Below are 23,951 nucleotides of genomic sequence, written 5' to 3' on the forward strand. Positions count from 1 at the left end.
CTGTTGAATTTTTCTTTAAAAGCGGCTATTTTCTTGCCGCTTTTTTATTTATGGAGAATTTTATGGCGATAGAACAAAAAGAAATCACGGATCCATGTGCAAAATATAACGAACAAACCAGTTTTCTAAGCAAAACAATTTTTGCGAGTCGTTGGCTACAAGTGCCTATTTACTTAGGTTTAATTGTCGTGCAAGGCATCTATGCCTACAAGTTTATGAAAAACTTGTGGTATCTCATCACCAATGTTAATGAAATGGATGCAGACACCATTATGCTCGCCGTACTCAATCTCATTGATGTAGTAATGATTGCTAACTTATTGGTGATGGTGACATTAGGCGGTTATGAGATTTTCGTCTCAAAACTACGCACGAAAAATCATCCAGATCAACCTGAATGGATGAGCCATGTGAATACGACCGTGCTGAAAGTTAAACTTTCCATGTCAATTATCAGTATTTCGTCTATTCACTTATTGCAAACCTTTGTGAATGCCTCAAAAATTCCTGAAAAAACAATTATGTGGGAAGTAATTATTCATTTTGCTTTCTTGATTTCAGCAATTGCGATGGCTTATACCGACAAAATTCTGTACAGTACAAGCCATAAAAATCATTAATAAAAAAGTGCGATCAAACTTGATCGCACTTTTTTGTCTCTAGATTAAGATTAGTGACCGCCGCAACCACAGCCGCCATGACCGTGTCCGTGATCATGATCGTGTTTATGACCGCCGCCACAGCAACCGCCGTGTCCATGATCGTGATCATGGTCATGGTGGTGATGACCGTGACCGCCGCAACCACAACTGTGACCATCTTCGTCATCGTGATGGTGGTGATGATCGTGTGCACCATGTACGTGACCGTGAGCAATTTCTTCTAATGTTGCTTCACGAGTGCCAACAACTTCAACAGTGAAGTGTAATTCTTGACCCGCTAACATATGGTTACCATCAACTACCACTTCATCGCCATCCACTTCAGTGATCACAACAGGAACTGGGCCGATGTCTGTATCTGCTAAGAAACGCATACCAACCACCACTTCATCAACGCCTTGGAATACCTCTTTTGGTACACGTTGAACCATGTTTTCATTGTATTCGCCGTAGCCTTCTTCAGGTTGAACACGCACTTCAAATTTGTCGCCAACGTCTTTACCTTCTAAGGCATTTTCAAGGCCAATGATTAAGTTATTGTGGCCTTGTAAATATTCTAATGGTTGATTTGCAGGTGCTTCATCAACTAATACACCGTCTTGAGTACGTACTTGGTAAGCGATACTCACAACCGTATTTTTTGCTACTTTCATCTTGTTTTCCTTATTAAAAAAATCGTCGTTCATTGTATAGAAAATTATTCTTTAAGCAATGCAATTCGTGCATTCACACTGACTTTAATTTTCTCTTTGCCACTTTGAGTGTAAGTTTCATCTTTTTCATCCGAGTAAGAGAAACTTTTTGCTATCATTGCCCCTGCAGCATAAGGGCGAAAATCATTCGCAGAATCATTGGCAGAAGACACCTCAAGGCTTTGTGTATGATAACCTTTCATCTGCAAAGATTCTTGAATTAATAGGGCTTTATCTTTAACTTTCGCTAAAGCTTCTTTGGTTAATTCTTTTTCTAAGCTATTTAATTTCTCACGTGAAACAGATGCGCTTATGCGATCAATGGCTAATACGCCATCTAATTCCTGCACTAAGGTTGATAATACTTGAGAATCTTTACTTTCTAAGGTTAATTCTGCACGCGCAATCCAGCCTTGTTGTTTGCCTTTATTATCATAGCGAATCCAGGTATTACGAGAATTGTCCTTAATTTCAACCGCACTTTGTGCTTTTGCTAACTCAATGGCTTTATTCATTTTTTCTGCCATGGTTTTATTGAGTGTGGATAAATCATTGCCTTCCGCTTGGTAAAAAAGGGAGACTTGCAATAAATCACGTTCTACTTCTTTTTCTGCTTCAACACTAAAGCTGACATCCGTTGGCTGATGAGATACGGGTTCTGTTGCAAAAGAAGTGATAGGTAAGGCAAGTAATGCTAAAGAAAGCGCTTTGAGTTTCATTGTTTCATTCCTATTTGGCTAAGATAAAAATTAAGGGCGGTTTAACACGCCCTTTGTTATTATTAATGTAAACGTTCGTTGTCGTCTTCGACATCTTCATCGTCAAAAAATTCGCCGTCATCGCCGTATTCATCATCCTCGGCATTTGGATCTTCAAAATACGTGCCCCAGCCATCATAAATGCCTTTGTATTTTTCCACTAATGGCAAAATTTCTTTTTGTTGTGCATCGATAATTTCGGGTTTTAATTCCACTTCACTGATGATGTCAAAACAGAAAATGACCTTGCCATTTTCATCTTCAAATTCTTCTGCTTCTGACACTTCATAGCCTGCTTTGAAAGCATCCACGGCAATTTTTTCTAAGGTATCAAAATCATAATGGGCGATGTGATGTTCGATAATATAAAGGGCATCCGGATCGCTGCCGTCATTTAATAAATCCGTAATGATTTCACGGGTTTCTTCTTGAAGTTCGTTAAAGTTCGTCATAAGGCATTCCTTTTGTCAGAAAAAGTGCGGTCATTGTAGGGGATAAAGATGAAAATGTCGCTAAAAATTTATTCTCATTTCAGTTTGCCTTGAAGGGGCGGAAAGGTTAAAATTCTGCGCGAATAAATTGTGCTTAATATGCCCAGCTGATCACGCTATTTATTGCAGCGAAAAAAGTTGGGCTTTCTTATTTTAGAACGAAAAAAAATGGTCAAACATCTCCCCTATTTCACCTTAAAAACACCGCCAAAAACAACCGCACTTTTAAAGCAGGAGTTCGCTGATTTTATTGTGAAAGAAGATCTGGGCTATGAAATGTCAGGCGAAGGCGAATTCGTGGCGGTAAAAATCCGTAAAACAGATTGCAATACATTGTTTGTGGGCGAAAAACTTGCCAAGTTTGCGGGTATTTCTGATCGAAATATGGGTTATGCCGGTTTGAAAGATCGTCATGGTATTACAGAACAATGGTTTTGTTTACAAATGCCAGGGAAAGAAACGCCTGATTTTAGCCAATTTCAATTGGAAGGTGTCGAGATTTTAGAAGTGACTCGCCACAATCGTAAAATTCGCACGGGCAGTCTTCAAGGAAATGCTTTTGAGATTTTATTGCGCGGTGCAAAAGAAAGTGATGAGTTAAATGAACGTTTAAATTTTGTGGCGAAATACGGTTTTCCTAACTATTTCACCGAACAACGTTTTGGGCGTGATGGTCATAATCTGACTCAAGCGATTCGTTGGGCGAAAGGAGAGATTAAGGTCAAAGATCGTAAAAAACGCAGTTTTTACCTTTCTGCAGCTCGCAGTGAAATTTTTAATTTAGTTGTGGCAGAACGAATTGAACAAAATGTGGCAGATCAGGTTCTAAGAGACGATATTGTACAATTAAACGGATCGCACAGTTGGTTTAAGGCCGATGAAAATGAAGATTTAGCGGTTTTACAGCAACGTTTGAACGAGCAAGATATTTTGCTCACCGCGCCTTTAATTGGCGAGGAAAATTTATCCGCAAGTGCGGTCGAAAATCAAGTGGTTTTGGAACATCAAGTTTTCCAAGAATTAATGAAACAAGAAAGAATGAAAGCCACTCGCCGCCCTTTATTAATGCAGGCAAAAGATTTCCATTGGACGTTTGTTGAAGAAGGCTTAAAACTCTCGTTTTATTTGCCGGCAGGGAGTTATGCCACTGCATTGGTGCGAGAGTTAGTGAATATTAAGGAAGAAGAATAATGCGAATTTTAGTCAGCAATGATGACGGTTTTCACGCCGAAGGGATTCAAGTTTTAGCAAAAGAATTACGAAAAATTGCCGATGTGGTGATCGTCGCGCCCGATCGTAATCGCAGCGCAGCATCAAGCTCATTAACGCTTGTTGAGCCGCTTCGCCCTCGTCATTTAGATTGCGGTGATTATTGTGTGAATGGCACCCCCGCAGATTGTGTGCATTTGGCCTTAAATGGTTTTTTATCTGGACAAGTTGATCTTGTCGTATCGGGTATTAATGCAGGTTGTAACATGGGTGATGATACCTTGTATTCAGGCACCTTGGCGGCCGCATTAGAAGGGCGTCATTTAGGATTGCCAGCCATTGCCGTCTCTTTAGATGGTCGTCTGCATTATGAAACAGCGGCTCGCGTGGTGTGTGATTTGATCCCTAAATTACATCCTCAATTATTGAATAAACGCGAAGTGATCAATATCAATGTGCCAGATTTACCTTACGAAGAACTCAAAGGTATTAAGGTGTGTCATTTAGGCTATCGCACCTCTGCAGCGGAAGTGATTAAACAAGAAGATCCTCGTGGCGAAAATATCTATTGGATTGGTCCACCAGGCTTGCCGGAATATGATGGGGAAGGGACAGATTTCCATGCGGTAAAAAATGGGTATGTTGCCATTACGCCAATTCAAGCCGATCTTACTGCTCATCAGTCAATTGCTGCTTTACAAGATTGGCTGGAAAGTGAATAATGTGCCATTTTGAAATGTATTTTTCCCTTGTTGAACCCATAAAGGATAAATGAATGAATATTTTTGGTGCGATGTATGATAAAACAATGCAATGGTCAAAACATCGCTTTGCCGTGTTTTGGTTATCCTTTGTAAGTTTTATTGAGGCCATTTTCTTTCCAATTCCACCCGATGTGATGTTGATTCCAATGTCAATGTCAAAACCGAAAAGTGCATTTCGTTTTGCACTTTATACTACGATTGCTTCGGTTGTCGGTGGAATGATTGGTTATGCTATTGGTTACTATGCCTTTGATTGGGTTCAAGGTTATATTCAACAATGGGGCTACCAAGCTGCTTGGGAACAAGCTATGGCGTGGTTTAAAGAATGGGGCGTGTTAGTGGTCTTTGTCGCTGGTTTTAGCCCAATTCCTTATAAAGTTTTCACCATTTGCGCAGGCGTGATGCAAATGGCGTTTATCCCGTTTGTGATTACCGCGTTTGTGTCGCGTTTTGCTCGTTTTATTTTAGTGGCAAAACTCGCCGCATGGGGCGGAGAAAAATTTGCCGCGAAATTACGTAAATCTATTGAAGTCATTGGTTGGAGTGTCGTTGCTCTGGCTGTGATTGCTTATCTTATTTTAAAATAACAGGATGACCTTTTTTATGAATAAATTACGCTTTATTATCTCGAGTGCATTGCTGATCTCAGCTTGTACAGGAGAACCACAAAAACAAGATCCTGACGCATTGCCAGATGGTATTATGCAACCCGTAGAAGGAACGGGAGCGGTTGCTGGTGGTAGCTTTATGCCGGAAATTGAAAAGAATTCGATGCCAAATCAAATGAAATAAATTTAATATCAAAGGAAGAATAAATGAAAAAATCGTTTTTATTGCTCCCTGTGAGTATCGCTATTTTAACCGCTTGTAGTTCAAATAGTCCTGCACCAATCGAAAATGTGGATGGCACCCTTTCTCCAGGGGTAATGCAGCCGGTTGATAATAATTCGAGCGGTACATGGCAGCCAGAAATCCAACAAAATACGATGCCAAATACCATGGGCAATAGCGTGCCAACGGGAACTCAAACACCACAGCCACGTTTCCAACCGACTTATCAACCGGTACAACAACCTGCTGCAGCACAGCCTAAACCAACGCCTGCTCCAGCTCCGGTTCAACCACAAACTAAAACAGTAACTAAAACGGTTTCTGATTGTACTAGCTCAGGTGCAATTAACGTGCCGCGTAATCCAAATACCAACGCACCAGATTACAGCCAAATTCAAAAAGGTTCATACAAAGGAAATACCTATAAAGTCAACAAAGGCGATACCATGTTCTTAATCGCTTACTTGACGGGTATGGACGTGAAAGATTTGGCAAGCATGAACAATATGAAAGAGCCTTATAGCTTAAGTGTAGGCCAAACGTTAAAAATTTCAAATTGTTCAACTAAAACGGTTACTACGACTGTACCCGTGAAAACGACGGCACCAGCTGCACCGGCAGCCCCAACTGAGCCAGAAGTGACTTATACACCAGGTGCGAACGGTACACAAATTGGTTCTGATGGTACGGTGATTGGTCCAATTAAATCCGGCGTAGGTAGTGCAGCTTCAGCACCCGTTTATACCAATACACCGAGTATGCCGGCAACGACGACTACCACACAAGTGGCGACCACAGATAATATGCCTGTTAATGCGAATGTTGTCGCACCTATTGCGTCGAATATTGCATGGCAATGGCCAACCCAAGGTAACGTGATCCAAGGTTTCTCTAATACCGATGGTGGTAATAAAGGGGTTGATATCAGCGGTTCTCGCGGTCAAGCAGTTAAAGCCGCAGCGAACGGTCGTGTTGTGTATGCGGGTAATGCGTTACGTGGCTATGGTAATTTAATCATCATCAAACATAACGATGATTTCTTAAGTGCTTATGCACACAACGACAAGATCCTTGTGAGCGATCAACAAGAAGTGAAAGCAGGCCAAGAGATTGCGAAAATGGGTAGCACAGGGACCAATGCTGTGAAACTTCACTTCGAGATCCGTTATAAAGGTAAATCTGTCGATCCAGTTAGATACTTACCGAGAAGATAATCTTTTCTCAGAAAAAAGTGCGGTTAAAAATGACCGCACTTTTTGTTATACTCTCACCAATTTTTTCTCAATGCTTAGAATCTAAGGTTAATTCAATGCGTACAAGTCAATATTTATTCTCAACATTAAAAGAAACCCCAGCTGAAGCGGCCATTGTGAGCCATCAATTAATGCTTCGTGCGGGGATGATTCGCCCTCTTGCTTCAGGTCTTTATAACTGGATGCCAACCGGCTGGCGTGTGCTTCGTAAAGTAGAAAAAATCATTCGTGAAGAAATGGATAAAAGTGGTGCACTTGAAATCAAAATGCCAGTCGTGCAACCAGCAGAATTATGGGAAGAATCAGGTCGTTGGGAACAATATGGCCCAGAATTACTTCGTTTTGAGGATCGCGGAAACCGTAACTTTGTGTTAGGTCCAACACACGAAGAAGTGATTACGGATTTAGTTCGTCGCGAAGTGTCATCATACAAACAACTTCCAATCAATTTATACCAAATTCAAACCAAATTCCGTGATGAAGTGCGTCCTCGTTTCGGTGTCATGCGTTCACGTGAATTTATCATGAAAGATGCGTATTCTTTCCATGCGGATCATGCGAGCTTACAACAAACTTATGATGTGATGTACCAGACTTATAGTAATATTTTCAATCGCTTAGGTTTAGATTTCCGTGCCGTACAAGCGGATACCGGTTCTATCGGTGGTAGTGCATCACATGAATTCCAAGTGTTAGCAAACAGCGGTGAAGATGATGTGATTTTCTCTACGGAATCTGATTACGCTGCAAACATTGAATTAGCGGAAGCGGTGGCAATTGGTGAGCGCACCGCACCAACGAAAGCGATGGAATTAGTTGATACACCAAATGCAAAAACAATTGCAGAGTTGGTGGAACAATTCAATTTGTCAATTGAGAAAACGGTTAAAACCTTGATTGTAAAAGGGGCAAGCGAAGATCAACCGTTAGTGGCATTAGTCATTCGTGGTGACCATGAATTAAACGAAATCAAAGCGGAAAAATTACCGGAAGTGGCTTCACCATTTGAGTTTGCGGATGAAGCTGCCATCAAAGCAAAAATTGGTGCAGGTGTGGGTTCATTAGGTCCTGTTAATCTCAATATTCCAGTGATTATTGACCGTTCAGTGGCATTAGTGTCTGATTTCAGTGCGGGTGCAAACATTGATGGTAAACATTACTTCAATATCAACTGGGAACGTGATGTAGCGTTACCAAAAGTGGCGGATATTCGTAACGTGGTTGAAGGTGAGCCAAGCCCAGATGGTAAAGGCACCTTATTGATTAAACGTGGTATCGAAGTAGGCCATATCTTCCAATTAGGTAAAAAATACTCAGAAGCGATGAATGCGACCGTTCAAGGTGAAGATGGTCGTCCAATGGTCGTCACCATGGGATGTTACGGGATTGGTGTAACACGTGTGGTGGCTGCAGCGATTGAACAGCATTTTGACGAACGCGGTATTGTGTGGCCAACAGATGAAATTGCGCCATTCACAGTTGCCGTTGTACCAATGAATATGCATAAATCTGAAAGCGTTCAAGAATATGCGGAAGAATTGTACCGCACTTTACAAGCACAAGGCGTTGAGGTGATCTTTGATGACCGTAAAGAGCGTCCAGGTGTCATGTTTGCCGATATGGAACTTATCGGTGTGCCACACATGGTGGTGATTGGTGAGAAAAATCTTGCAAACGGTGAAATCGAATACAAAAATCGTCGCACCGGTGAAAAACAAATGATTGCAAAAGATCAGTTGTTAGATTTCTTGAAAGGACAAATTAAAGCTTAATTGAGTCTTTGATGATTTAAAAAGGAGATTGGGTCATACACTTCAATCTCCTTTTTTATTATAGGTTAGTAATTACTTGAGGTATTACCAGAAACCCCCGTTACAATTGCAATGCCTGCGCTTGCACCAATTCGAGTAGCGCCTGCTTCAATCATCGCTAGTGCGGTTTGAGTATCACGAATACCGCCAGAGGCTTTTACGCCAATGTTGCCTACCGTTTTCTTCATTAATGCCACATCTTCTACGGTTGCCCCGCCTTTATTGAAACCCGTTGAGGTTTTAACGAATGCCACACCTAGCGCTTTACAGATTTCACAGGCTTTTACGATTTCTTCTTTGGTGAGTAAGCACGTTTCTAAAATCACTTTAAGCGGCACACCATGACAAGCGGTTAAGACAGCTTGAATGTCCTCTTTTACAGCATCCCATTTATTTGATTTAATCAAGCCGACATTAATCACCATATCGATTTCACCCGCACCCGCTTTGATGGCTTCTTGGGTTTCAAACGCTTTGACTGAGGATAAGTTAGCGCCAAGTGGAAAACCGACTACTGTACAAATTTTTACATCTGAGCCAGCGAGTTTTTCTTTGGCTAACGGAATATAACCTGAATTAATACAGACTGAATAAAAACCGTACTGAATGGCTTCATCACAAAGCTTAAGTATATCCTGTTCTGTTTTTTCAGCAGTAAGGGCAGTGTGATCAATATATTGTGCTAATTGTTTACTATCCATATTTTTTCTCCTGATTTAATTATGTCTCATTAAGGACAATTATTTTTTCTCATAAAAATTTTTAGGTAATTCTTTATCACATATCAGTAAATCGAATTGGTTTAAATCTCCAATATATGCTTTTTTTACTTGATTTATTTTTGTATGATCAAAAACCAATATATTTTTTCTACTTTTTTTCATTGCTACTTTTTTTACTTTTGCTTCATCATAATCAAAGCAGCTAACACCATATTCATCGCTTACTCCTGCCGCAGAAATAAAGGCTTTAGTTGTAAGTATCGATTCTATTTCTGAGTTATTAATTGGAGTGAAAAAGGAGTTGTGACTAGAGTATGAACCACCTGCTAGTATTACTTCACAATTACTTTTTTCTTGCAAAATTGTAAATGTATTTAGAGAACAACAAAGTGCAGTAAATTTTATATCTGATTTTATTTGTGATGCAATAAAAGGGATTGTTGAACCACAATCAAAAAAAATAACATCGCCATTTTCAACAAGTTCTGCTGCTGCTTTACCTATAGTCATTTTCTCCTTTAAATTCTTAGTTTCTTGTTCAAAAATAAGGTAGTTAGCCTCATGATGATTTTGAGGGGTTCTGACTATATGACCACCTAGTAGAATTAAAGGGCATCCTTCAATACTTAAATCTCTTCTTAAAGTCATTTCAGATACACTTAGTATATTGGCGGCGTCTCTTAATTTTATAGAGCTCATTGTTCTTAGTATAAATTCTAAGCTTTTTATTCTTGAATTGTTTTTTCTGTCCATGGTGATATATGGTTATAGTTTTATTGTTTCTAATAATATCATAAAAATTTTTTCTAGAACTGTGATATTTGTCACTTTTTTAACATTTATTGGTGATTATACTATTTCTTAAACAAAATGTTACTTTATTAACAATTGAAATGGAGGTCGTATGGATATTGCAGTTATTGGTTCAAATATGGTTGATCTGATTACATATATAGATCGGATGCCTAAGTTGGGTGAGACAATTGAAGCTCCTAGCTTCAAGATAGGATGTGGAGGTAAGGGTGCTAATCAAGCAGTAGCTGCTGCTAAGTTAGGATCGAATGTGATGATGTTAACAAAAGTTGGAGATGATTTGTTCGCTGATAACACACTAAAAAACTTTCAACGATATTCCAACATTCGAGCACAGAATTTGCAGTAATCACGGCATCCCGATTTCTTCATGTTACTTTCATACATAAGTAACTCAGCAATGGGTTGCTTTATTTTTTTAATTTAATGTTTAAAATAAATAAGATTATTTAATTGAAGCATTTTAAATTCAGCGAGTATTTGATAATAAATTATAAATAGCATAAAATTAATCAAATAAAATTTGTCATCTTAGGTACAAATGTGAAAGTAGTTCATCAGCATATTTATTCGGTAATGATATTTGCCTGCCTTCCTAATTCTCTTTTTGCTAATCAAACTGAAAACTTCTCTCGTTTAAATCAAATCGATGCAACGCAACAACAACGACAGCAACAGATTCAACAAGCACAAGATAAAATATTGCAATCTCAATCTGATGTACGTTTAGATACCACCAATAATGAAAGGTTGACATTATCAAACCACGAAATGCCCTGTTACTCTGTCCATCGTATTAGTCTCGTCGATTACTCCACAACGCCCACTTCCTCTGAAAGCCAATTCCAATGGGCGTTTGATAAAGCCGCTCATGATTTAAACTTAATCTTACCACACTGTTTTGTCGGTGAAGGTTTAGGTATTTTAATGAAGCAAATTCAAAATCGTATCATTGAAAAAGGTTATGTTACGACAAGAGTGGTGACCCAAGAGCAAGATTTGCGTTCAGGGACGTTAACACTCACGGTGATTCCAGGTAAGGTGGGGAATACGTTAGTTTCCGACAGTAGCAATGTCCCCCGCTTCACACGTTTGCATGTGTTAACAGGACTTACCTTTGCGAAAGGCGATGTTTTAAATGTGAGGGATATTGAACAATCCCTTGAAAATCTCAAGCGTGTTCCGACCGCCGAAGCCAATATTGAGATATTACCAAGTGAAACGGATGTCGGTGTCAGCGATATTAAAATCAGCTACCAACAAGCATTCCCTTTCCGTATTAATCTCGGTTTAGATGATTCAGGCTCTACTTCAACAGGTAAATACCAAGCTTCAGGTACACTCTCTTTAGATAATCTGTTTTCAGTCAATGACCTGTTTTATACCAGCTTCACCCACAGTTTAAAAAGTAACAATGACGAAGCCGGAAAGCGTGCGACTAAAAATCTCACGTTTTACTATTCTATCCCGTTTGGTTATTGGACACTTTCTGCTTTACAAACCTATAACCGTTACTATCAAGAAGTCTTCGGTGCTTTTAATAATAACTACCTGTATTCTGGTAAAAGTAATACCACTAAGGCAACACTTTCTTATTTACTTTACCGTGACAGCAAACGTAAAACTTCGATTTTAGGTTCGTTTTGGTCTCGCCAATCGCAAAATTATATTGACGGTGCAGAAATAGAGGTACAAAAACGCCGTATGGCAGGATGGGAAGCGGGCATTTCTCATAAAGAGTATATCGGTGATGCAACCCTTGAGCTATCGGCAAATTATAAGCGAGGCACAGGTGCAAGAGGCTCGATTGAAGCACCTGAAGAGCTTTGGGGGGAAGGTACATCTCGTCCTAAAATAATGACTGCCGCCATTGAGCTAACCAAGCCATTTATGTTAGGTGAACAACCGTGGCAATATCAAAGTAGTTGGAATGCACAATGGAATAAAACCCCTCTGATAGCCCAAGACCGTTTTAGTATCGGTGGGCGTTATACGGTGCGTGGTTTTGATGGTGAGTTAACTTTGTCCGGTGAGCGAGGTTGGTTATGGCGTAACGAGTTAGCTTGGAATGTGAATCAGAAAGGGCATCAGCTTTATCTCGCCCTAGATAGTGGACGGGTGATGGGTTGGTCAACCGAATCACAGCTTGGACATCATTTAGTGGGTGCTGCGTTAGGCTTAAAAGGTGGCTTCGGTAGATTTTATTATGATGTTTTTGTTGGCAGACCTATCCGTAAGCCTGAGGGCTTTAGAACCTCGGATGCGGTAGCAGGTTTTAATATTGGATATAGTTTTTAATGGCTGATTGTCTTTCATTAGTTATTGATGTTTCGGAGTGAAAAATGAATAAAAAATGTTTCCGTGTGATTTTTAGTAAAACTCTTCAACGCCTTGTGGTGACGTCTGAATTAGCCAAATCAGAAGGTAAATCTACGGAGCCGTGCGCTTTTGGCTTATCGCATATTTTTGCCCAAATCCGACCGCTTACCTTTAGTCTTTATTGTGCATTAGGCTTTGTGGCATTCTCTAATTCGGCATTAGCCAATCTGATTATTCAAGCCGATAAATCCGCCCCGAAAAATCAACAACCGATAGTGCTACAAACGGCGAACGGTTTACCGCAAGTTAATATTCAAACTCCGAACGACAAAGGGCTTTCACATAATAAATATGCCAAATTTGATGTTGATACCAAGGGGCGATTTTGAACAACAGCCGCACCAATGTGCAAACACAGCAAGGCGGTTTGATTACGGGCAATCCTTATTTGGCGAGAGGGGAAGCCAAGGTCATTTTAAATGAAGTCAATTCCTCCGACCCCTCAGTGTTAAAAGGCTATGTGGAAGTAGCAGGCAAAAAGGCAGATGTGATTATTGCCAATCCGTCCGGTATTCATTGCGAAGGGTGTGGGATTATCAATTCTAACCGTGCGACGTTCACAACCGGTAAACCACAGATTAAAAACGGCAACTTAGAAAGCTTTGTAGTAGAAAAGGGTAAGGTCAAAGTATCGGGCAAGGGGTTGGATAACAGCCGAGTAGATTACACCGCGATTATTGCTCGAGAAACGCAAGTCAATGCCGGTGTTTGGTCTAAAAAAGAAGCTAAAGTGATTACCGGTAAGAATACGGTCAAACGGTTGGAAAATTCGGCAGATTTACAAATTATTCACAGCAATCAACCGCTTGCGGATGAAGCACGACCACAGGTGGCGGTGGATGTTGGCGAGTTGGGCGGCATGTACTCGGGCAAAATTCATCTTATCGGCACGGAAAAAGGCGTGGGCGTGCACAATGCTGGACATATTGGGGCGAGTGCGGAAACCCTCAAAATTGACAGCGAAGGTCGCATTGTCAATACCGGAACTTTAAACGCCAACCACGCCGTTCAACTAGCAGGCACAAAAGGCATTGAAAACCGAGGCAAAATCGAAAACCGCCAAGGCGACATGGTCTTTAACACGGCGGCCGATATTCAACAAGACGGCTCTGTAGTCGCACGTGGCGGTCATATTCATCAAACGGCAAACCAAGCCATTCACCAGCAAGGTGAAACGGTGGCGAAAGGTCATATCACCTATAAGGCATCAAGTGTTACCGCTTCAACATCATCACTGATTGCCTCAGGTGTCGAAGTCAAAGATAGCGCACAAGGTGAAGTTCGCACACTTGAAACTCAATCGGCTCAAGGTAAGTCGATTAGCGTTATCACCACAGGGAAAACCTCATTACAAGGTAAAAATGTGGCTTCGGGCAATATCAATGTCAGCAGTTCGGAAGCCGATTTAGACCACAGTCACACTTCTGCGCATGCAGTCAATGTCAACGCATCTCAAGGCAAAATTCAAGCTAACAATGCAATCTTGATTGCTAATGCCGAGTTAGCCTTAACCACGCCAACCTCGCTTGAAACGCAATATAGTGATGTAAAAGCAGAAAAAATCACGATAAAACAACGCTCATTGAATACAAAAGGAGCTACTTGGGAACAAACTGGCACAGGCGAATTAAAACTGGATGTTGCAGATACATTACACAATAGCGGCGGTACCTTTAAAACTCAAGGGAATTTAACTGTTAATGCCCAAGGCGTGAATAACCAACAAGGGCGTTTGATTGCGAAAGACAAACTGACGGTTAATACCGAGCGTGGTAAATTAGATTCGACACAAGGCTTATTGGTGGCAGAGCAAGATATTGCTATCAATTCGGGTGAATTTATCAATGATGGCGGCTTAATTCAATCTAATCAAAATGTTGCTATTAATACCCAAGGACAATCTCTATCTAATAAACAGACCTTAACGGATGCCCAAGATAAGGGTATTGTTGCACTTGGAGAAGTGAATATTCAGGCAGGAAATGTAGTCAACCGACAAGGGCGGATCGTCAGTGTAGGCAAACAGATTATCAATGTTGCCAATGTCGATAATCAGCAAGGTTTGGTTTACACGCAGGACAATTCAACTTTAAATGCGAAAAATCTTTCTAATGATGAAGGTAGTATTCGTGCTGTTAAACAGGCTGATATCACATTATCTGATAGTTTAAATCAGCAAAATGGTGCCATTAAAGCTCAGACATTAAATTTGGTTGCAAATACACTGAATTCACTCACAAAAAGTGTCATTTCGGCGGATAATCTTAGTATCATCACGTCAAATGAATTAAGCAATAAAGATAGTCATATTATTGCTAAGTTAAATGGTGATATTCAAACCGGCAGTACATTAAACAATAAGAATGGAACGATTGGTAGTCAGGAGCGTTCTTTCATTATCAATACGCATCAGCATCGTTTAGAAAACGAACAGGGAAGTATTATTGCTGCTCAAAATATTGATATTAACAGCGGGGCAATCAACAACAATCAAGGATTAATCTCAGCAAATGAGATTGTTATTAATAGCAATAATCAGTCAATTAATAATCAAAAAACCGTATTGGAAAAGCAAGGTAGTAAAGGGATTATTGCACAACATTCATTAACCCTGCATTCAAATTCTTTGAATAACAATAACGGGAATATTCTTTCACGCAATAATGCCACCGTAAATACGGCATCTCTCATGAATCATCAAGGTGAAATACGTACACAATCACAGCTTGATTTGCATACAAATACCCTTGAACAGAACAATGGTTTAATCACTGCAAATACCGTTAATTTGGTTGCTGATGCTATTAAATCAAATAAACAAAGCGAAATAAGCGGCAATCAAGTAAATGTGACTGCACAAACGCTTGATAATCAAGAGAGCAAATTAATTGCACGCCAACTCGCACATGTTGATATAAAACAAGGTATTCAAAATCAAAATGGCATCCTTGCCAGCCTTGGTGAAAAGCTCACGATTAATAGCAATCAATCCGATATAAATAATACGGGCGGCATGGTTTTAGCGCAAAACGGCACACTGAAATTAAATACGAATATGCTTAATAATAAACAGGGGAGTATTCGTGCCAAAATAGCAGAAATTTTTGCGCAAAAAACCTTAGATAATCGCAATACTCTTGCAGATGAGCAGCAAGGTATCATCGCCACTGATTTGAGTTTAAAAGCGAAGCAACTTGATAATCAAGCCGGACGTATTACAGCTTTAAATAGCACCGCACTTCAAGCTTCTGATATTCAAAATCAGGCCGGTGAAATTTTAATGGTAAATGATGGTTCGCTGAATGCAGATAAAATCAATAATCAAGCTGGCCAAATTGCCTCTCTGTCTGCCAATTTAAATATTACGACACAAACAGCATTAAATAACCAACGAGGCACGATCAAGGCAGAAAATATGCTTACGTTGATGACCAAAGGGTTAGAAAATCAACAAGGCAAGGTGGTTTCATCCAATCAATTACTGCTTAAAACAGATCAACAACAGATTGATAACCAACAAGGCACCTTATTCGCCAAGAATAAGGCCGATATTCACTCGGGGAGTATTAATAACCTAAACGGTCTCATTCGAGCAGACGATTCACTCTTAATTGAGACTTACCAAAATGTCATTGATAACCGACATACCCAAGATGCTTTAAAGGGAATTGTTGGATTGCGTAACATGGTTTTACAAGGTGTCACTACGCTATTTAATCAGCAAGGTAAACTCTATGGTGGAAATACGCTTAATATCACGACAGCAGAAGACATACAAAATCAGCAAGGAACTCTTCAAAGTCAGGGAGATTTAACACTCTCTACACAGTCAGTGAATAATCAAGAAGGTAAGATTTCTTCTCATGTAGCCAATATTACAGCGAAAACAATCAATAACCGCGCAACATCTGAGCAAGGTTCGTTAATTTATGCAGATAAATTAACCCTCAATACCGAGCAGCTTGATAACCAAGGCACAAAAGCAAAAGATAAATCACCGGCACAAGGTATTCAAGGTCAAGATATTGTCATCCAAACGGCAACATTAAATAACCAACAAGGTGGCATTTATAGTGCGAATAATGTCTCTATTACTTCAAATAATCATTTGGATAATAGCGAGGGAGAATTATTAGCGGTGAACACCGTGGATGTCTTAAACGGCAACAATTTAATGGTCAATAATGAGAAAGGGCTTATTCAAGGTAATAAAACCGTTACTTTAAATGCAACAGGTTTGGCATCTGAAGGCAATATTAAAACAAAGGGCGATCTGAATATCGCATTAAAAGAGAGTTTTATCTTAAATAATGCTTTTGAAGCAAATAATCTAACGTTTAAAACGGAAGGTAACTTCACGAATAATACTGAGCAGAGAGTTGCCAATAAAATGACGATTTCGGCAAATCATATTGAGAATCGTGCCAATGCAGAGCTTTCATCAAATGAGACAATGCTGAATTCAACGAACTTAATAAACCGAGGGTTGATTGATGGCGTTAACACCGTTATCAAGAGCTCAGCCGTAACAAATATCGGCACAGGACGAATTTACGGTGATCATTTAGCAATTAATGCTGCAACAGTCGAAAACTTGGCTGAAACCGTCAATGGAGAGACGAAAGCGGCTACGATTGCGGCAAGAGAGCGCCTAGATTTTGGGGTAAATACGTTAATTAATCAAGATGGTGCTTTAATTCTCTCCTTAGGTAATACCGTGATAGGTAATACATTAGATAAAAATAATCATGCTGTTGGAAAGGCGAATTTAATTCAAAATGATAGTGCAACAATTGAATTGTTAGGCAATGCAGTGGTTAATGCCCAAAATGTGATTAACCGAGATACTAAAATCAAAACTCGAATCAGAGAAGAAAAAGAAACGTTTGATTTATATGGTAAAGAAAATGCTACTACTGAGAAAGTTTCTGAATGGTATCGAGTTGGTGTAGATGGAGAAATGGATCATGCAAACGGGAAACGTAAAAAAAGTGCAACCTTTACGTTTTATGATAGCGCCAAAGGGAGCATTTCTTCGCATAAAGGGGATTATTGGCAACGTCGAGAGTTTACCCAAACACGCTATATCCCGGAAATTTATGATGAATCTCCTGCTAAATTCCTTGTGGGCGGAAACTTACACCTTAATAGCGAAAATACACTCAATCAATATAGCCAACTTTTAATTGGAGAAAGATTATATTTTAATGAACAAAATATTTCACAATCAGATAAAAACATTGATTCAAACAATGGAAAACTCGTGAATGAGGATTTCACCGCAATACAGAGTGTAGATGAGCAAGGTTATTTTTATCGTTATCAGCAGAAGAGATTGAGATCAGGAAAAGGAAGAAGACATAAAAATTTCTTAAAGATAAATATACAAAATGCCATTAATGAACAATCTTCAAAAGAGTTGCATTTTAATCTTGTACTCAACACGATCGGCATCCCAATCACATCCAGTGCCACTGTGGATGATAAAACCAAAGTAAAAGATATTCAGTTAGATACAGTCTCTGTTATGTCAAATAGTGCGGAGAGTCCAAATGGGATTTCTATTGAACGATCACCATTAAATCCGTCTATCGGCAAGCATACCGAAATGATACTGACACCGACCATAAATAACCATAATGTGATTAGTTCCGGGCAGGTCATCGCTAAATTACAGACCGCCGTTGAAAAAGTTGATCCTCAAGACTTATCTAGCATGACCATGCCAATGGTAAAAACCCATTTGACAGAAGTGCGTTTACCACAGGCTAGCCTGTATAAAATCAACCCGGATGCTCCGAACGGCTATCTGGTGGAAACTGATCCAAAATTTACCAATCGTAAACGCTGGCTCAGTTCCGACTACATGTTTGAACAGCTTCGTTACAATCACGATAACGTACATAAACGTTTAGGCGACGGTTTCTATGAACAGCGTTTAATCAATGAACAAATTAACCAGCTCACCGGTCGCCGTTATATTGAGGGTTACAACAACGATTTCGCACAATATCAAGCGTTAATGAAGCGTGGTGTGGAATACGCCAAACAATTTAACCTTGCCTTGGGTGTGGGCTTAACGGCGAAACAGATGTCGGAGCTGACGACCGATATGGTGTGGTTAGTCAATAAAGAAGTCACGCTTGCAGACGGACGTAAAATCACCGCCCTTGTACCACAAGTGTATTTAGTTGCACGAGATAGCGATATTAGTTCCCGAGGTGCAGTGATTTCAGCCAATCAAATAGAGGGAAATGTGGGCGAACTAAACAATAGCGGTGTAATAGCCGGACGAGATTTAACCCAAATTCATTCGAGTCAACTGCAAAACGAAGGCTCGATACTGGGGGATACGGTTGATTTATCCGCTCAACAAAACCTGATTAACCTGGGTGGACGCATTGAGGCGGTAAAATCTCTCTCGCTGTCGGCGGGGAAAAATTTAGACATTAGCAGTACGCTTTCCTCTTCAGAAAGTGCCGACGGCAATGTTGCCCGTACGGTGTTAGACCGTCTTGCCAGCGTGAAAGTCACCGGTGCAGGCGGCCATTTGGCATTACACAGCAATGAGAACCTGACGATAAAAGCGGCCGATATTGAAAGCCAAGGCAGCTTAAGCGCAACGGCAGGGAATATGTTAAACGTGACGACATTAGCGGTGCGCAATAAAGAATATTACAACGGCGATGCGGATAACTACTATCGTTTAGCGCAACATTCGGAAGTCGGCAGTACCCTTAAAGGCAAGGATGATGTAACGCTTGTGGCGAAAAAGGATGTCCGGCTACGCCAATCGAATATCGGTAGCGAAAAGGGCAACGTACTTATTGACTCACAACAAGGGAATATACAGGTTGAAGCCGGGCGCGAAGAGGAACAACTGGCAAGCGCTTCAAAATCCGTGAGCAGAGGTCGCTTCGGGTTAAGTAAAACGACGGAGATACGTCGTCATGAACACCATATTGAACAATCGGTGGGCAGTAACATTGACGGAAAAACGGTGAATCTTATTGCCGGTCAAGGGAATGTGACGGTGCAAGGCTCAAATGTGGTGGGAGAAAACAGCTTAACGGTGCGGGCGAAAAACATCGACATCAAAGAAGCGGAAAACAAAGTTTATTCCGATGATTTTCACAGCAAGAAAAAATCAGGTGTGCTGGGCGGAGGAGGCCTAGGGGTTACGTTTGGTGCCCAAAAGCAAACGCTAGAAAGCGATAAAACGAAGTTTTATGCCCAAGGCAGCCAAGTGGGGAGCTTAAACGGCAACGTCACCCTCATCGCAGAGAATCATTACACTCAAACGGCAAGTCTGGTGAGTGCAATCAAAGGCGGCGATGTAAATATTCTGGCGAAAAAAGTTGATATTAAAGCAGCAGATGAGAAATATGAAACCAATACCAAACAAACCTTTGAACAAAAAGGTGTAACTCTTGCGATTACCTCCCCTGTTATTTCTGCTGTTCAGGCTGTACAAGGCGCAGTGCAATCAACTAGACAAGTAGGTGAGAGTAAGCATGGTCGTGTAAATGCGATGGCAGCAGCTAATGCTGGTTTTGAGGCTTATCGTGCAGCTGATAGCGTAATGAAAGCTGGCGACTCTATTCAAAAAGCAATGAGTAATAGCGATGTGGATTCCGTAGTAGGGGCACAAATCACTTATGGCCAACAAAAGAGCGAATCACGCACACATACCGAAGGCAAAACCGCGGCCAAATCACAAGTGAATGCCGGAGGCAAAGTGAATATTGTTGCCACAGGGGCAGGCAAAGCATCCAATATCACCATTAACGGTTCGGACGTGTCCGGTAAACAAGGAACCTTCTTGGAGGCTGACAATGACATCAACATCACGGCAGCCGAACAAACGCACAAAGAGCGCAGCACTAATAAATCGAGTGGTTTTAATGCAGGGGTAGCCATTAAAGTGAGTAATGGTGAGGCTGCTGGGGCTACTTTAGGCAGTAATTCCGGAAAAGGCTATGGCAATGGTGATGAAACCACTTATGTTGCAAGTCATGTAGGTGATAGTCAAAGTAAAACCGTGATTAATGCAGGTGGTGATGTCACTCTTGCAGGCAGTCAAGTGAAGGGTAAACGTGTTGAATTGGATGCGGAAAACCTGAATATTGAGAGTTTGCAAGACACCGCCACATACAAAGGCAAACAAATGAACGTGAGTGGGAGTGCGACAGTAGGCTATGGTTTTTCTGCAGGTGGTAGTTTCAATAAATCAAAAATCAATGCTGATCATGCGAGTGTGAATGAACAGGCAGGAATTTATGCCGGAGATGAAGGCTATGATATTAATGTTAATAAGCATACCGATCTTAAAGGTGCATTGATTACCTCTACACAAAAGGCAGAAGCAGATGGTAAAAACCATTTTAGCACTGGCAGCATTACACATTCAGATATTGAAAATCACTCAAATTATAGTGGCAGCAGTTTTGGTGTAAGTGGCAGTGTGTCAGCTAACTTTGAAACACCATTTGGTGAAAATGGTGAGGCTCAAAGTACAAAACAAGCCACAGATAAAGATGGTAATCTGCTTTATACTGATAAAAATGGCAACACAACCGTTAATTCTAAAGGAGTAGATGGAAAAGAGAACACCAAGAAATTGGCTGAAGGCAAGGAGTCTCTCCAATTCTCTTATGGCATGGGCTATGGTAAAGATTCCGATAGCCAATCTAGCACAACAAAAAGTGGTATTAATACACAAAATATCATTATTAAAGATGAAGCTGAGCAATTAAAACGTACAGGCAAAACGGTACAAGAAGAAATTGCGGCGATTAAAACCGATATCACTACAGAGAGTGCACAAAGCCAAAGTGGCAAATTAGAGAATCGTTTTAATAAAGATGATGTTCAAAAAGAGCTTGATTTCCAACGTGAGGTGACAGAGAAATTTGGACCAAATGTCGCGGAAGCAGGAAGTTTGCTTGCTAATAAATTTGGTGAAGAAGCGAAAGCAAAACGTCATGAAGCCGCAATTGCGTTAGAAGAAGCAGAAAAAGCCAAGGCAGAAAACAACAACGAAACGAACCGCGCTTTAGTCAAACAAGCACGAGATAATTTTGAGACAGCGAGTCGCGAAGCCAAAAAATGGGAAACGGGGGGAAGTCAACGCCTTGTCATTGATTCAGCATTAAATGTTATCAGCACCGCTTTGGCCGGCAGACCGGCAGCGGAAGTGGTGGCTTCAGGATTATCACCTGTGGTGAATAATAAAATTAAGAAAGCGACAACAGATGCAAAAGGCAATGTGAATACCGCTCTCAATTTGACTGCTCATGCACTTTGGGGCGCGGTAGAGGCTTATGCGGGCAATCGTAATGTTGCTGCGGGTGCTGCGGGTGCAGCAGGCGGAGAGGTTGCGGCTCATTTCCTTGCCTCGACACTTTATAATAAATCACCTGAAAAGCTTAGCGAAGAAGAAAAACGTACGGTATCTTCTTTAAGCCAGGTAGCCGCAGGTATTGCTGGTGGTAGTTTATCAGATAGTTCTGATGGAGCGATTATTGCGGCTAAGACAGCGAAAGATTCTGTGGAGAATAATGCGCTTACTCCAGAAACAGTGTGGGATGTGGCTAATCTTACAATAGGAGGCGCTTCTTTAGCTTATAATATTGGAAGAGGGTAATTATGGAATGGCTGTTCTTGATGGAGTCGGGCTTCTCTATGATGGCTTTGCCACAGTCGTGCCATTTTTACCTGCAGGGGCATCTGCTGGGCTTAAAGCATATCGTACTGGTAACTCAGTTAAACAGTCAGTTGCTATTGGTAGAAGAAGCAGAAAAAGCCAAGGCAGAAAACAACAACGAAACTAACCGCGCTTTAGTCAAACAAGCACGAGATAATTTTGAGACAGCGAGTCGCAAAGCTAAAGAATGGGAAACAGGTGGAAGTCAACGCCTTCTCTATAGCTTGATTAATATCATCCTCATCAAATCCATAATTTAATAGATTATTTTTATTCTGTTCTAAATCTAAACATTGAGCTCCACATAAATCTTTAGAATCTTTCAATGTTTGACTAGAAGTATTCCTTCCACCATACGTTCTACTATTCTTATGAACTTCTTTAGGGATGGCTATTGCTGTTGCCTCATTTTTTAATTTATATTTTTCCTCTCTTGTTAATTGTCGTCCTAAGCTTTTTTCTAGGCTTTTAATCTGAGCAGCAAATGATGGAATATGATCTAAATCAAGATTATCTCCTACGACTGAACGTGCTTTTAAAACTTTATAACTATCTACATCCAATGCTTTAACACTCTCAAATTGTTTAATCGCTTCTTTTTGATACTTAATCGCCTCGGCAACATTCCCCGCTTTTTCAGCAGCTTTCGCCATGTTAAGTGCGTTCTTCGCCTCTTTTAACGGCTTCGTCACAACATCCGCACCGGGAATCAACCCTACTGTTGCCAACGCATAGTCAATACCATTTTCCGCTTCTACAAAGGATTTTATATCTCCAATTATCGGCGTAAAGTCCGCTAAAAATGCACCTACATCACCCGTGGTTCTTAAGTTTTTAACCAATTCAGGATGCGCTTTTTCAAATTCTTCCGCAGCTTGACGCGTCGCTTCGCTTAACTGAGTTTGCACTGTGGCATTTGCGACTAAACCGTTAGCATAATCCGTGGATTTATACGCTTGGTCAAAGAAGTTATTCTCTACCGCATCTTTCGCTGTTTTAGCTGCAATAATCGCCCCATCAGAGCTATCTGATAAACTACCACCAGCAATACCCGCCGCCACTTGGCTTAAAGAAGATACTGTACGTTTTTCTTCTTCGCTAAGCTTTTCAGGTGATTTATTATAAAGTGTTGACGCTAAGAAATGAGCCGCCGCCTCTCCGCCTGCTGCACCCGCAGCACCAGCAGCAACATTACGATTGCCCGCATAAGCCTCTACTGCGCCCCAAAGTGCATGAGCAGTCAAATTGAGGGCAGTATTCACATTGCCTTTTGCATCTGTTGTTGCTTTCTTAATTTGATTATTCACCGCAGGTGATAATCCTGAAGCCACCACTTCCGCTGCCGGTCTGCCGGCTAAAGCGGTGCTGATAACATTTGATGCTGAATCAATGACAATGCCACAGTGCAAACTCAGTTATTCAGCATAAAGGACAAATTATTCCAGCTTGCTATTTAGAGGAAAATCACCAACTAAATCCATTATGGGAAGCTATCTCAAACCCAGAGAAAACCTATGATAATGTTGTGGTCTCGTTGAAAGATTGGGATGAGGCTTATGCGCGTGCTCTTCAAGAGAATCCAAAATTCGCGGGTGAAATGCAAGGTTAAGTTGCTTGAAGAAAAGGGCTTTTCAGTGACTAAAGCCAACATTCATAGCTGGCGACGGAAAAGCGGTAAGCCAAATTCTCGACCTGTTCCACACCGTATTTTATACGCTCTTTTTGAGCTTTTATTTGCTCAAAAAAATCAAAATCCTGATTTTTTTGAATATCCAAAAGAAATAAAAAGCGGCGAACAATAAAGAAAATTTTAATTTTCTTGTACTGCTATGTTCTGTATTGTACAATTTATGTTCCAAA

Annotated in this window: 17 protein-coding genes and 1 pseudogene; 12 read left to right on the plus strand and 6 right to left on the minus strand. The window is 40.6% G+C overall.

The window, feature by feature from the left end:
* Positions 1-62: 62 nt before the first annotated feature.
* Positions 63-620, plus strand: coding sequence for a TIGR00645 family protein (locus QQS40_RS03785; RefSeq protein WP_420485559.1), 558 nt, complete (start codon positions 63-65; stop codon positions 618-620).
* Between the two features lie 50 nt (positions 621-670).
* Here QQS40_RS03785 and slyD read toward each other — a convergent pair whose 3' ends face one another.
* The 3 genes from slyD to rraB all read right to left on the minus strand — a co-directional run bounded on the left by slyD (position 671) and on the right by rraB (position 2,564).
* Entirely contained in the window at positions 671-1,315 is a 645-nt protein-coding gene (gene slyD / locus QQS40_RS03790) for a peptidylprolyl isomerase (RefSeq protein ID WP_289902146.1), read from the minus strand.
* 44 nt (positions 1,316-1,359) lie between these two features.
* Positions 1,360-2,073 (minus strand): SIMPL domain-containing protein, encoded by a 714-nt coding sequence (locus QQS40_RS03795; protein ID WP_289902145.1) that lies wholly within the window; start codon positions 2,071-2,073, stop codon positions 1,360-1,362.
* Positions 2,074-2,135: 62 nt separating this feature from the next.
* Positions 2,136-2,564 (minus strand): ribonuclease E inhibitor RraB, encoded by a 429-nt coding sequence (rraB, locus tag QQS40_RS03800; protein ID WP_049363970.1) that lies wholly within the window; start codon positions 2,562-2,564, stop codon positions 2,136-2,138.
* A gap of 207 nt (positions 2,565-2,771) precedes the next feature.
* Here rraB and truD point away from each other — a divergent pair, with 207 nt between their 5' ends.
* The 6 genes from truD to proS all read left to right on the plus strand — a co-directional run bounded on the left by truD (position 2,772) and on the right by proS (position 8,432).
* The gene (gene truD, locus QQS40_RS03805; RefSeq protein ID WP_289902144.1) at positions 2,772-3,794 is read left to right on the plus strand and encodes a tRNA pseudouridine(13) synthase TruD; all 1,023 of its coding nucleotides are present in this window, start codon (positions 2,772-2,774) and stop codon (positions 3,792-3,794) included.
* A complete protein-coding gene (gene surE, locus QQS40_RS03810) occupies positions 3,794-4,534 on the plus strand; it encodes a 5'/3'-nucleotidase SurE (RefSeq protein ID WP_329506192.1) in 741 nt (246 codons plus the stop codon). The genes truD and surE overlap by 1 nt, the downstream gene beginning before the upstream one ends.
* 53 nt (positions 4,535-4,587) lie before the next feature.
* On the plus strand, positions 4,588-5,163 hold the full coding sequence (locus tag QQS40_RS03815; RefSeq protein WP_297569480.1) for a YqaA family protein: 576 nt from the start codon (positions 4,588-4,590) through the stop codon (positions 5,161-5,163).
* Positions 5,164-5,179: 16 nt separating this feature from the next.
* Complete coding sequence (locus QQS40_RS03820) at positions 5,180-5,368, plus strand: hypothetical protein (RefSeq protein WP_049357322.1); 189 nt, start codon at positions 5,180-5,182, stop codon at positions 5,366-5,368.
* 23 nt (positions 5,369-5,391) lie between these two features.
* The gene (gene nlpD / locus QQS40_RS03825; protein ID WP_289902141.1) at positions 5,392-6,621 is read left to right on the plus strand and encodes a murein hydrolase activator NlpD; all 1,230 of its coding nucleotides are present in this window, start codon (positions 5,392-5,394) and stop codon (positions 6,619-6,621) included.
* 95 nt (positions 6,622-6,716) lie between these two features.
* Positions 6,717-8,432, plus strand: a complete 1,716-nt coding sequence (proS, locus tag QQS40_RS03830; RefSeq protein ID WP_329506195.1) for a proline--tRNA ligase — start codon at positions 6,717-6,719, stop codon at positions 8,430-8,432.
* Between the two features lie 65 nt (positions 8,433-8,497).
* On the opposite strand, the gene deoC is transcribed toward proS, so the two are convergent.
* Positions 8,498-9,172 (minus strand): deoxyribose-phosphate aldolase, encoded by a 675-nt coding sequence (gene deoC / locus QQS40_RS03835; protein ID WP_128786738.1) that lies wholly within the window; start codon positions 9,170-9,172, stop codon positions 8,498-8,500.
* Between the two features lie 39 nt (positions 9,173-9,211).
* Entirely contained in the window at positions 9,212-9,946 is a 735-nt protein-coding gene (gene deoR / locus QQS40_RS03840) for a DNA-binding transcriptional repressor DeoR (protein WP_128786739.1), read from the minus strand.
* Positions 9,947-10,097: 151 nt separating this feature from the next.
* Here deoR and QQS40_RS03845 point away from each other — a divergent pair, with 151 nt between their 5' ends.
* The 4 genes and pseudogenes from QQS40_RS03845 to QQS40_RS03865 all read left to right on the plus strand — a co-directional run bounded on the left by QQS40_RS03845 (position 10,098) and on the right by QQS40_RS03865 (position 22,218).
* Positions 10,098-10,355 (plus strand): PfkB family carbohydrate kinase, encoded by a 258-nt coding sequence (locus QQS40_RS03845; RefSeq protein ID WP_420485560.1) that lies wholly within the window; start codon positions 10,098-10,100, stop codon positions 10,353-10,355.
* Between the two features lie 227 nt (positions 10,356-10,582).
* Positions 10,583-12,304 (plus strand): ShlB/FhaC/HecB family hemolysin secretion/activation protein, encoded by a 1,722-nt coding sequence (locus tag QQS40_RS03850; protein ID WP_329506718.1) that lies wholly within the window; start codon positions 10,583-10,585, stop codon positions 12,302-12,304.
* A gap of 44 nt (positions 12,305-12,348) precedes the next feature.
* A pseudogene (locus QQS40_RS03860) lies at positions 12,349-22,031 on the plus strand (two-partner secretion domain-containing protein).
* Between the two features lie 7 nt (positions 22,032-22,038).
* A complete protein-coding gene (locus tag QQS40_RS03865; protein ID WP_329506198.1) occupies positions 22,039-22,218 on the plus strand; it encodes a hypothetical protein in 180 nt (59 codons plus the stop codon).
* A gap of 7 nt (positions 22,219-22,225) precedes the next feature.
* On the opposite strand, the gene QQS40_RS03870 is transcribed toward QQS40_RS03865, so the two are convergent.
* On the minus strand, positions 22,226-23,500 hold the full coding sequence (locus tag QQS40_RS03870; protein WP_225852634.1) for a VENN motif pre-toxin domain-containing protein: 1,275 nt from the start codon (positions 23,498-23,500) through the stop codon (positions 22,226-22,228).
* 147 nt (positions 23,501-23,647) lie between these two features.
* On the opposite strand from QQS40_RS03870, the gene QQS40_RS03875 reads away from it, so the two are divergent.
* Complete coding sequence (locus tag QQS40_RS03875) at positions 23,648-23,893, plus strand: hypothetical protein (RefSeq protein ID WP_289902133.1); 246 nt, start codon at positions 23,648-23,650, stop codon at positions 23,891-23,893.
* Positions 23,894-23,951 lie beyond the last annotated feature (58 nt).

The sequence above is a fragment of the Haemophilus parainfluenzae genome, assembly GCF_036288925.1.
GTDB lineage: Bacteria > Pseudomonadota > Gammaproteobacteria > Enterobacterales > Pasteurellaceae > Haemophilus_D.